The 10763-nt window shown below is 66.7% G+C and carries 10 protein-coding genes; 6 read left to right on the forward strand and 4 right to left on the reverse strand.

Annotated features, from left to right (window positions below):
* From JHD80_RS25155 to JHD80_RS25180, 6 genes are all read left to right on the forward strand, one after another.
* On the forward strand, window positions 1-262 hold a 262-nt coding region (locus tag JHD80_RS25155), incomplete at its 5' end, for a SixA phosphatase family protein (RefSeq protein WP_465246556.1).
* A gap of 22 nt (window positions 263-284) precedes the next feature.
* On the forward strand, window positions 285-1721 hold the full coding sequence (locus tag JHD80_RS25160; protein ID WP_349237348.1) for a YcjX family GTP-binding protein: 1437 nt from the start codon (window positions 285-287) through the stop codon (window positions 1719-1721).
* A gap of 13 nt (window positions 1722-1734) precedes the next feature.
* Window positions 1735-2751 (forward strand): YcjF family protein, encoded by a 1017-nt coding sequence (locus JHD80_RS25165; RefSeq protein ID WP_199092980.1) that lies wholly within the window; start codon window positions 1735-1737, stop codon window positions 2749-2751.
* A 177-nt stretch (window positions 2752-2928) separates the two neighbouring features.
* A complete protein-coding gene (locus tag JHD80_RS25170) occupies window positions 2929-4329 on the forward strand; it encodes a flagellar hook protein FlgE (RefSeq protein WP_199092983.1) in 1401 nt (466 codons plus the stop codon).
* A gap of 59 nt (window positions 4330-4388) precedes the next feature.
* Complete coding sequence (flgK, locus tag JHD80_RS25175; RefSeq protein ID WP_199092985.1) at window positions 4389-6260, forward strand: flagellar hook-associated protein FlgK; 1872 nt, start codon at window positions 4389-4391, stop codon at window positions 6258-6260.
* 7 nt (window positions 6261-6267) lie between these two features.
* Window positions 6268-7785, forward strand: a complete 1518-nt coding sequence (locus tag JHD80_RS25180; protein ID WP_199092988.1) for a flagellin — start codon at window positions 6268-6270, stop codon at window positions 7783-7785.
* A gap of 86 nt (window positions 7786-7871) precedes the next feature.
* Here the strand turns inward: JHD80_RS25180 and flaF are convergent, their stop codons facing one another.
* The 4 genes from flaF to JHD80_RS25200 all read right to left on the reverse strand — a co-directional run.
* Window positions 7872-8243, reverse strand: coding sequence for a flagellar biosynthesis regulator FlaF (gene flaF, locus JHD80_RS25185; protein WP_199092991.1), 372 nt, complete (start codon window positions 8241-8243; stop codon window positions 7872-7874).
* Window positions 8227-8619: a flagellar biosynthesis repressor FlbT gene (flbT, locus tag JHD80_RS25190; protein WP_199092993.1), complete on the reverse strand. Its 393-nt coding sequence runs from the start codon at window positions 8617-8619 to the stop codon at window positions 8227-8229. The genes flaF and flbT overlap by 17 nt, the downstream gene beginning before the upstream one ends.
* Before the next feature lie 49 nt (window positions 8620-8668).
* The gene (locus JHD80_RS25195; protein ID WP_199092996.1) at window positions 8669-10060 is read right to left on the reverse strand and encodes a flagellin N-terminal helical domain-containing protein; all 1392 of its coding nucleotides are present in this window, start codon (window positions 10058-10060) and stop codon (window positions 8669-8671) included.
* Between the two features lie 201 nt (window positions 10061-10261).
* A partial coding sequence (locus JHD80_RS25200) for a flagellin (protein WP_282568439.1) occupies window positions 10262-10763 on the reverse strand: 502 nt, incomplete at its 5' end.

The raw sequence follows: 10763 nt of genomic DNA on the forward strand, positions 1-10763 counted from the left end.
GCTCGATGTCGTGCAGGAAGTCGAGGGCGATGTCCGCACGCTCCTGCTGATCGGGCATAATCCCGGCTTCGAGGAGCTGGCGCATCTGCTTACCGGCCATGGCGATCGCTATGCGGCGGCGCGGATGAGCCAGAAATACCCGACCTGCGGGCTTGCGGTGATCGATTTCGCTAGCGAGCACTGGCATGCGGTTGCAGCGCGCGAAGGCCGGCTCGATCGCTTCGTGACTCCGGGTTCGCTGGGCGAAGGCCCTGACGAATGATCGCCGCGGCGTCGTGAGCGACATTCCCTATCTCGATAGCGCCCGCAATGCGGCTCTCGCCTTCGGCGACAGCCTGCTCGGGCTTGCCCGCCCGCGGCTGCGGATCGGCGTCACCGGGCTGTCGCGCTCGGGCAAGACGGTTTTCACCACCGCGCTGATCCAGAACCTGATCGAAGGCGCGAAGCTGCCGGTGCTGAAAGCCGCTTCCGAGGGCCGCATCGCCCGCGTGCGGCTGGTGCCGCAGCCCGATCCGGAGGTGCCGCGCTTTCCCTATGAGGCGCATCGCGCGGCGATGAACGGGCCGGACCGCCGCTGGCCGGAATCGACGCGGCGCATCTCCGAACTCAGGGTCGAGATCGACTACGAGCGGGCGGCCGGCTGGTTCAAGGGGCCGGCGACGCTGACGCTCGATATCGTCGATTATCCCGGCGAATGGCTGCTCGACCTCGCGCTGATCGGTCAGGACTACAAAGCCTGGTCGGCGCAGGCGGTGGCCGACGCGCGCAAGGCGCACCGGCGCGAGGCGGCTGCCGAATGGCTGGCCGACCTGCCGGGACGAGACCCGGACGGCGCGCCGGACGAGCTTGCGGCGGAAGCCGCCAGCGACCTGTTCAAGGGCTATCTCGCGCGGCTGCGCGCCGATCCCGAGGCCGTCGCGGTGACGCCGCCGGGTCGCTTCCTGATGCCGGGCGATCTCGAGGGCTCGCCGGCGCTGACCTTCGCACCACTCGATCTCGGCCATGACCGGGACGTGCGACCGGGCACGCTCGCGGCCCTGATGGCAGAGCGTTTCGAGGCTTATAAGCGCGTCGTGGTGACGCCGTTCTTCCGCGACCATTTCGCAAGGCTCGACCGGCAGATCGTGCTGGTCGACGTGCTGGCTGCGCTCGATGCCGGCGCGCCGGCCCTGGCCGATCTCGAAACCGCCTTGGGGCAGGCGCTCGCGGCGTTCTCTGTCGGGCGCAATTCCTGGCTGTCGAGCATGTTCGCACCGCGGATCGAGCGGGTGCTTTTCGCCGCCACAAAGGCCGACCATATCCACCATGCGAGCCATGACCGGCTGGCGGCGGTGATGTCGCATCTGGTCGGGCGGGCATTGTCACAGGCGCAAGGTGCCGGCGCGCGGGTCGAGGCGATGGCGCTGGCCGCCGTGCGGGCGACGCACGAAGTGCGGATCAAGGAAGGCCGCGAGGAATTGCCGGCGATCGCCGGCGTGCCGGAGGCCGGCGAGACGATCGATGGGCAGGTCTTCGACGGTATAGCCGAGGCGGCGATCTTCCCCGGCGAGTTGCCCGAGCGACCCGACGCGATCTTCGATCCCAAGGTGCATTGGCAGGTCAGGGCGCCGCGCTTCCGGCCGCCGCTGGTTGCGCCGGATGCGGGCGGGCGCCTGAAGCCGCCGCCGCAGATCCGCCTCGACCGTGCGCTGGAGTTCGTCATCGGCGACAAGCTGGCATGAACGGGGTTCCGCGATGAGCAAGGCACCGCGCGCGATCCGCCTCGACAACCCCCAGCCGGGCGAGCCGCTCGGCGAGGCGCCGCTGCGGCAGGGCGATCTCGCGATCCTGCCGGAGAGCGAGCCGATCGATGTGGCTGTGCCGGTCGTCCCAGCCAAGGCGAAGCGCCGCTTCTCCTGGGGCTCGCTGTTCGTGGCCGGCCTGTCCGGCTTCCTGGCGCTGGCGGCCGGCGTCTGGGTCGAGAACACGATCCGCTCGCTGATGAGCCAGAATCCGGCGCTCGGCTATGCCGCGCTGGTCTGCGCATGCGTCGCGGGGTTGGCGCTGCTGGTCATGCTGGGGCGGGTGCTGCGCGACATTCTGCGCGAGCGCAAGGTCGAGGCTTTGCGCGAGCGCGCCGTCGCGGCATTGGCGGGCGGCACGCCGGACGAGGGCCGGGCGATCACGGACGAGCTCGTCTCGCTCTACAAGGGGCGGGCGCAGACGGCGCAGGGCCGCGCCGCTCTGCAGGAAGCCTTGCCGCAGCTCTTCGCGGCGCGCGACATGCTGACGGTGGCGGAGCGCAACCTGCTCGCGCCGCTCGATGCGCTGGCCACCGCCCAGATCGCGCAGGCGGCGCGGCGCGTCTCACTGGTCACGGCGGTGAGCCCACGGGCGCTGGTCGACGTCGTCTTCGTGCTGGTCGCATGCGCGCGGTTGCTGCGCTCGATCGCCGGGATCTATGCCGGGCGGCCCGGCACGCTCGGTCTGCTCCGTCTGGCGCGGCAGGTGATGAACCATCTCGTGTTCACGGGCGGCATGGCGGCGGGCGATGCCGTGATCCAGCAGGTGGTGGGGCAGGGGCTTGCCGCCCGGCTTTCGGCCAAGCTCGGCGAGGGCGTGATCAACGGCATGCTGACGGCCCGGATCGGGCTCGCCGCGCTTGCCGTCTGCCGGCCGCTGCCTTTCGTGGAGACCGTTCCTCCGACGCTGTCGGATGTCGCGGGCGACCTCGGCGGATGGCGGGGCGCGGGCAAGAACGACGAGGCCTGAACCCGGCAGAATCTGCCGGCAGGAGGCGATTCTGCCCGGCTCGGACTGCCGCTAAACCTTTCGTAAACGATCCAACTCCTTGAAATCGCATAGGGCCGCGCATGGCACGCGCCGTGCAGAACCTTGCCTCGAGTTGTGGGCCGCCCTTGGGGGGCTGCCGGTCGAGGTGAGGGTTCCATGGGTGTTTTCAGTGCGCTGACCACGGCGGTTTCGGGAATGACGGCGCAGTCCTATGCGCTCGAGAACATCTCCGGAAACATCGCGAACTCGCGGACGGCGGGCTACAAGCGCGTCGATACGAGCTTCGCCGACCTTGTGCCGGATGCGGCGCTGAACCGCCAGGTCGCGGGCTCGGTCCAGGCGTTCAGCCGGGCGACGAACTCGATCCAGGGCGATCTCAACCCGACCCGCATCGACACCAATATCGCGATCAACGGCGATGGCTTCTTCGTGGTCGACCAGCGCGCGAGCGGCGTTGGCGCCAACACGCAGTTCGCCAACTCGAACCTCTACACGCGGCGCGGCGATTTCGACTTCGATGCGAACGGCTACCTCGTCAACGGCGCGGGTTACTATCTCAAGGGGCTGAAGATCGACCAGGTGACCGGCCAGCTCGTCGGCACGCAGCCGGACGTGCTGCGGATCACCAAGGACCAGTTTCCGGCCAAGGCGACGACCTCGATCGAGTACCGCGCCAATATTCCCGCGGTGCCGGCGACGACGCAGAAGACGCAGGGCGGAACGGAGTTCCTGAACCCCGCCGCGGTCACCGCGGCCGGCACGGCGCCGAACCCCTACGCCGGCAACGCCGCGGTGATGGGCAACAATATCACCAGCTTCCTGGCGACCTCGATCCCCGGCGGCTCGGTCACCGTCTACGACACGCTCGGCAAGGCCACCAGCGTCGAGATGCGCTGGGGCAAGATCGACAACGGCAATCCGGCCGCGGTTCCGCCGACGACGGGCACCTGGGGCCTGTTCGTCGCCCAGGACACCAGCGCGACGGGCGCCGGCCAGGTCGCCTATGTCCAGACCGGCCAGAACGTCACCTTCGGCACCACCGGACAGATGGTGAGCCCGGCGAGCGGCGACATCGCACTGCCGACCATGACGATCAACGGAACCACCATCAGCGGCATCAATCTCTCGACCGGCGGCAACGGCGTGACCCAGAACGGCGATGTCAGCGGCCAGATCGATGCGCGCAGCATCCGCCAGGACGGCTACACCGCCGGCACGCTGGACCGCGTCTCGGTCTCGGCCGAGGGCCAGGTGATCGGCACCTTCAGCAACGGCCAGGTCGTGGCACTGGCCCAGGTCTCGGTCGCCCGCTTCAACGCCGACAACTCGCTGAAGCGGCTCGACGGCGGCGCCTTCGAGGAAACGATCGAATCCGGCCCCCCGATCATTGGTCTCGGCACCTCGCAGCTGGTCGGCGGCAGCGTCGAGCAGTCGAACACCGATATCGCCGACGAATTCTCGAAGATGATCGTCACCCAGCAGGCCTATTCGGCCAATACCAAGGTCATCACCACCGCCCAGGAGATGCTGACCGCGGTGTTCAACATCATCCGCTGAACGACATAGCTGCCTAAGCCGCGGCCCAGGAGGGCCGCGTCTCGCGACAGGAGTTGGCGATGGGCCTGAGCACTTCCCTCAACACGGCGATCGGCGGTCTCAATGCCGCGCAGGTCGGCATCGGCGTCGTCTCGCAGAACGTCGCCAATGCCGGGACGACGGGTTATGTCCGGCGCACGGTCTCGACCGCCGACAGCCTGACCGGGCTGACGGTCGGCGTGCAGAACACGCAGGTCCAGCGGCTGCTGGACAAGATCGTCCAGCACCAGCTCTGGCAGGAAGCGTCGGGCGCCGCCTATACCTCGACGCGGGCGGATTCGCTCTCCAGCCTCGACAAGCTCTACGGCCAGCCCGGCAGCGCCACCGCGCTGGACACGATCTTCAACAAGTTCACCGGGGCGCTGCAGTCGCTCCAGAACGACCCGTCGTCCTACAGCCTGCGCTCGCAGGTTCTGGACAACGCAAGTCAGCTCGCGCGCCAGCTCAACACGCTCTCCAGCGGCGTGCAGGCCCTGCGCAGCCAGGCCGAGAGCGGTCTCGCCAGCGCGGTCGGCAAGGTCAACGACCTGCTGGGTGCGCTCTCCAAGGTCAATACCCGCATCGTCGGCAGCCCGAACGACAGCGCCAGCGCGAGCCTCAAGGACCAGCGCGACCTGATCCTGTCCGAGCTGTCGCAATATGTCGACATCAAGACGACCGAGGATGCGCGCGGCTCGGTCAGCGTCGTGACCGGCTCGGGAACGCAGCTCTTCGACGGCACGGCCGCCGTCACCTTCAAGTTCGACGAGCATGCCGGCCTGGGTGCCGACGACCAGTGGGACATCGATCCGGCCAAGCGCGGCGTCGGCACGATCAAGATCGTCGATGCCTCCGGCAACGCCTCCGACGCGATCGCGAACCGAATCTTCCGCTCCGGCGAGATCGCGGCGAATATCGAATTGCGCGACAAGACGCTGGTCCAGGCCCAGGCGCAGCTCGACGAGATCGCCGCGCAGATGTCGAAGGCGCTTTCGGACCGCGAGATCGCCGGCACGCCGGCCACGGCAGGTGCGGCCACGGGCTTCGATGTCGATCTCACCGGGTTGCAGTCCGGCAATTCGGTCACGCTCGACTACAAGGTCACGCCCGGCGGCCAGACCCAGCGCTTCACCTTCGTGCGGGTCGATTCCGCAGCGTCGCTGCCCTTGCCGGCCTCGGCGGGCGGGGACGCCAACAACCGCGTCGTCGGCATCGATTTCTCGGGCGGCCCGGCTTCCGTCGCCGCGCAGATCCAGGCGGCCGTCGGCACGGGCTTCACGGTCTCGAACACGGGCTCGACCCTGCGCATCGTCGATGACGGCGCCGCCGGAACGCGCGATGTCATCGGGCTGACCGCGCGGCCGACGAACTCCGTCCTCGCTTCGGCGGGTGGCGCGGTCGAGCTGCCCTTCTTCGTCGACGGCCCTTCCGGGAACGCTTTCACCGGCTCCTATGACGGCGGCTCACAGACCACGGGCTTCGCGTCCCGGATCACGGTCAACCCAGCCCTGATCGCCGACCGTTCGCTGCTGGTCGCCTACAATACCTCGCCGGCGACGGCGCAGGGCGACGTCACCCGCCCCAAGCTGATGCTGGACCGGCTGACGCAGAGCCAGCGCGCCTTCACCAACGCCGTCGGGCTGGACGGCAACAGCGCGAGCGCGAACACGACGATCGCGAACTACGTCCAGCGCGTGGTCTCCTCGCAGGGGCAGGCCGTGGAAGCGGCCAAGCGCCTGGACGAGGGCCAGCAGGTCGCGCTCGCCTCGGTGCAGAGCCGCTTCCAGGAAACTGCTCAGGTCAATGTCGACCAGGAAATGTCGATGCTGATCGAACTTCAGACCGCCTATGCCGCCAATGCCCGCGTCATCTCCACGATGAAGGAGATGATGGACGTGCTGATGAGAGTGTGAGGCCGCAATGACCATCACAGCCTATGGAACCGGCGCCTATCGCGCGGCCAAGCCCAACGAGTTCGTCTCGACCCGGGCCCAGTTCGACGATCTCCAGCGTCAGCTCGACACCAAGCAGCGTAGCACGAGCTATGGCGATCTCGGCATCGATCGGCGCGTCAGCCTCGATCTCAACGGCAAGGTCTCGCAGCTCGATTCCTGGTTGAGCGGCATCGACCTCGCCAATGTGAATCTCAAGCTGCAGACCTCGTCGGTCGAGAACTTCACCAAGCTCACCAGCGAAACCCGCAACGACACGCGCTCCAACAGCTATGTGCCGAGCGCCAGCGGCCGATCGTCGCCACAGGTGCTGGCGGAGGAGAAGTTCAAGCAGACGCTCGACTTGCTGAACGTCTCCGTGAACGGGCGCTATCTCTTCTCGGGAAAGACCTCCGACACCCAGCCGGCAGCGGGCTTCGACGAGATCATCAACGGCGACGGCGCCGGCAAGGCGGGCCTGAAGCAGCTGATCGACGAGCGCCGGCAGGCCGATCTCGGCTCCGGGCTCGGCCGGCTGACCGTGGGCGGCGCCGGCACCACGGCGACCATCTCCGAAGAGGCGACGGTCCATCCCTATGGTTTCAAGATCGCAGGCATCACCGGCAGCTCGGCCGCGCTGGCGACCACGTTCAATCCGGGGCCGCCGGCGGATGTCTCGGCGAATGTCGCCTCGCAGCCGGCCGCCGGCGATACGGTGCGAATCATGCTCAACCTGCCGGATGGGACGCAGGAGCAGGTCGTGCTCACCGCCCGCGCGCCGGGCACCACCGGCTCCGATGCCGACAGCTTCGAGATCGGCGCCGACGTCAATGCGACGGCCGCCAACCTGCGAAACTCGATGAACGCGGCACTGGGCCAGGAGGCGAAGACGACGCTCTCGGCCGCGTCCTCGCAGGTCGCGGCGCAGGACTTTTTCGCCGGCAGCCTGAACAATCCGCCGAAGCGGGTGCCGGGGCCTCCCTTCGATACCGCGACCCTGCCGCCGACCAATGCCGGCGCAGCCGCGACGACGGTGATCTGGTATCGCGGTGACGACGGGTCCGATCCGGCGCGCAACACCTCGACGGTCCAGGTCGACCAGGGCCAGACGGTGGGCACCGGTGCCCGGGCGAACGAGGAAGCGTTCCGCGTCGGCCTCGCCCAGTTCGCGATCATGGCCGTCGAGAACTTCCCGGCCGGCGATACCAATTCGCAGGCGCGCTACGAAGCGATGACCTCGCGGGTCAGCGAGAAGCTTGGCTTCGGCGGCGCGACCCAGAAGCCTGCCGAGATCATCACCGAGCTCGGCTCGGCCCAGTCGGCGCTATCCAGCGCGAAGGAGCGCCACCAGAATACCAAGGACTACCTGACCACGACGCTCGCAGGCGTCGAGAACGTCACGACGGAGGAAGTCGCGACGCAGATCCTGTCCCTGCAGACGCAATTGCAGGCGAGCTATCAGGTGACCTCGATGCTCTCCAAGCTGTCGCTGACGAACTATCTCTGAAGACGGCCGATACACCATTCCCGCCAAACGAAAACGCCGCCCAAAAGGGCGGCGTTTTCGTTTTCCGTCGATCGGGTCTTGGGCGTTCAGCGCCCGCGCAGGCCGGCCGCGATGTCGCGGTTGATGTTAACCAGGATGGCCAGGGATTGCGGCTGCGGATCGGCCGAGATCTTGAAGGTCTGGTTGAAGATGAAATTGGCCAGGCTGACGATATTGGTCTTGATGCCGACCGGGAGCGCGTTGTCCTCGGCGATGACGGCTGAGACCAGCAGGGTCCAGAGACGGCGGTTATAGGTCAGAGCCTCGTCGAGTTCGCGCTCGCGCTGGTTCCAGTCGTCGGCGACGGCCTGGAGCCGCGTGGCGGCCTTGATCAGGAGGGAGGCTTCGAGTTCGCGAGGCGAAACGACGGATTGGGCAGTCTTGGCCGCGGCAGCGTAGGCGTTAAACCCGTTTTGCATTCTCGATCAATTCCGCTTCATAGACGATCAGCTTTCTGGCCGCCTTGAGAGCTTTGTAGAGGTCGTCGCTTAAGATGCGGTTATTGATCTCGTGAATATGCGGCAAAGCGCTGGGCGCCGCATTGATGAAGTCGCGCACGAGCTGGAAATAGGTCTCGTGCTCGTGCGTCGGGTCCTGCGCCAGATACATGAGCTGGATCGCGAGATAGATCTTCTTGGCCGGTGTGTCGGCGGTCGCCGCGGTCAGAATGTCCTTCTCGCGCAGGATGGGCGCCTCGCCCTCGATGAAGAAGCGCGTGCGCTGCTCGTCGTTGCGGATCACCACCTGGCCGATGATGATGCGTTCGCGCGGTTTGAGCTCGACCTTGAGGGCCATGGCGGTCCTGCCTTCTGGCTGGTGGGGAGGGCGGGCGGCGTCTGCGGCGTCAGCCGAAGAGACGCAGGACGCCCTGGTCGGCCTGGTTCGCCAGCGAGAGCGCGGTCTGCGAGAGCTGCTGGCGGGTGTTGAGGGCCAGCAGGCTCGCGCCTTCCTCGTTCGGGTCGGCCAGCACGAGGTTGCCGGCGCCGGTGGTCAGGGTGTTGGCGAGTTCCTTGGTGAAGTCCTGGCGGGTCTGGGCGACCGAAAGGTTGGAGCCCAGCGTCGAGGCCAGTGACTTCAGCGAGGTCAGCGCGCCGGTGAGCGACTGCGTTGCCTTGTCCAGGTCCGCGTCGTTCTGGAAGTTGATGAAGCCGGTGAGCTGGGTGTTGACGGCCTTCGGGATGCCGAGATTGTCCGAGGTCAGGTTCGAGCCCTGGATGTCCAGCTTGGTCTGGTTCTTGCCGGTCTTCTCGTTGAACTGGATCGAGAGACGGTCGCCCTGCAGCAGGTTGATGCCGTTGAAGCTCGAATCCTTGGCGAGGTCGTCGATCTTGTTACGGAGATCGTTGTACTGGTCGATCAGGTTCGAGCGGACCGAGGAGGTGATGCTCGAGCCGGTGATCGTGGTGCCGGCGGCGGAGTTGTCGGTCAGCGCAAAGCCGAAATCGGTGTTGTCGCTGGTGGCGCCCTGAGCGGTGGTCAGCGCGGTCGTTCCGGCCGCGGCGATTTCAGCCGCAGTCGGCGCGCCGGCAGCCGCAGGCGTGAATGTCGTGGTGCCGATACCGAACTGGACCTTCTCGGAGCCGATGCCCTTGACGTTGAGCTGGCCCTTCTCGTCAACGAAGGCGGTGGCGATGCCGGATTTGTTGATCTCGTTGACGACGTCGCGGACGGTGCTGTTCGTGCTGAGGAAGCTCGCGGTGTAGGTCGTCGAGCCCGAAGTCAGGGTGATCGAGGTCGTCGCCTCGTCGCCCGCGGCGAGGGTGGGGCCGCCGACATTGCCGGAATAGGTGGCGGTGGCGGTATTGGCAGTCGCGCCGTTGTCATCGACCACGCGCTTGTCGAGGGCGATGTCCTTGAGGCTCTTGCTGGTAATCGCCGCTTCGGTCGCGGTGGCCAGCGCCGTGCCGGCCTTGCTCGGGCGGTTCTGAGCGGCGTCGGCCTGGGCCTGCTTCACCGTCGACTGTAGCGACTGGACCAGCTTCGTGATGCCATCGATGCCCTTGGAGGCGGCCTGAATGGTCTGGATGCCGTTCGAGATGCCGTCGAGCAGGCCGGTGAGCTGGCTGGAGCGGTCGTTCAGCGAGAGGGCGGTGAAGTAGTTCACCGGGTTGTCGATCGCGGAATTGACCTTCTTGCCGGTGGCGAGGCGGTTCTGGATCACGCTCTGCTGCGCCGTGGTCTGCTGAAGCGTCAGCAGGTTGTTGCGGACACCGCTGGAAAGGATCGTGCTGGCCATCTTCGGTCCCCTGAACGCGCGACTCCGGCGCGATGCAACCTGATTTCAGGGGTGATCATCACTCGTTAAGGATAATAAAAAGTTAATCGCAGGGGCGGTCGCGGTTAACCCGCGAAAAATGAAAACGGCGGAGCCGAAGCTCCGCCGCTCTTTGACTTCGTCCCGCGTCCTGCGGGCGGATCCGCTTCTGCGGACCGAAGATCAGAACAGGCGCAGAACCGCCTGCTCGCTCTGGTTCGAGAGCGACAGAGCCGTCTGCGAGAGCTGCTGACGGGTCTGCAGCGCGAGCAGGTTGGCGGCTTCGGCGTTCGCGTCGACGTTCACCAGATTGGCGGCGCCGGTGCTCAGCGTGTCCGCCAGGTCCTTGGTGAAGTCCTGACGGGTCTGCGCAACCGAGAGGTTGGCGCCGAAGGTCGAGGACAGCGACTTCAGCGAGGTCAGGGCGCCGGTGAGGGCCTTGGTCGCGGAGTCGAGGTCCGAGTCGTTCTGGAAGTTGACCTGGCCCGTGAGCTGGGTGTTGCCAGCCTTGACGATGCCGAGGTTGTCGGACGTGACGTCCGAGCCCTGGATGTCCAACTTGGTCTGGTTCTTGCCGGTCTTCTCGTTGAACTGGATCGACAGACGGTCGCCCTTCAGCAGGTTGATGCCGTTGAAGCTCGAGTCCTTGGCGAGATCGTCGATCTTGTCGCGGATGTCGTTATAC

Origin of the sequence: Allobosea sp. ASV33 (assembly GCF_016428755.1) — a bacterium.
Classification (GTDB): domain Bacteria; phylum Pseudomonadota; class Alphaproteobacteria; order Rhizobiales; family Beijerinckiaceae; genus Allobosea.

Excerpts from the sequence above, each read along its gene's own strand:
- JHD80_RS25165 (WP_199092980.1), top strand. The coding sequence starts at position 1,735 with ATGAGCAAGGCACCGCGCGCGATCCGCCTCGACAACCCCCAGCCGGGC.
- JHD80_RS25170 (WP_199092983.1), top strand. The coding sequence starts at position 2,929 with ATGGGTGTTTTCAGTGCGCTGACCACGGCGGTTTCGGGAATGACGGCG.
- flgK (WP_199092985.1), top strand. The coding sequence starts at position 4,389 with ATGGGCCTGAGCACTTCCCTCAACACGGCGATCGGCGGTCTCAATGCC.
- JHD80_RS25180 (WP_199092988.1), top strand. The coding sequence starts at position 6,268 with ATGACCATCACAGCCTATGGAACCGGCGCCTATCGCGCGGCCAAGCCC.
- flaF (WP_199092991.1), bottom strand. The coding sequence starts at position 8,243 with ATGCAAAACGGGTTTAACGCCTACGCTGCCGCGGCCAAGACTGCCCAA.
- flbT (WP_199092993.1), bottom strand. The coding sequence starts at position 8,619 with ATGGCCCTCAAGGTCGAGCTCAAACCGCGCGAACGCATCATCATCGGC.
- JHD80_RS25195 (WP_199092996.1), bottom strand. The coding sequence starts at position 10,060 with ATGGCCAGCACGATCCTTTCCAGCGGTGTCCGCAACAACCTGCTGACG.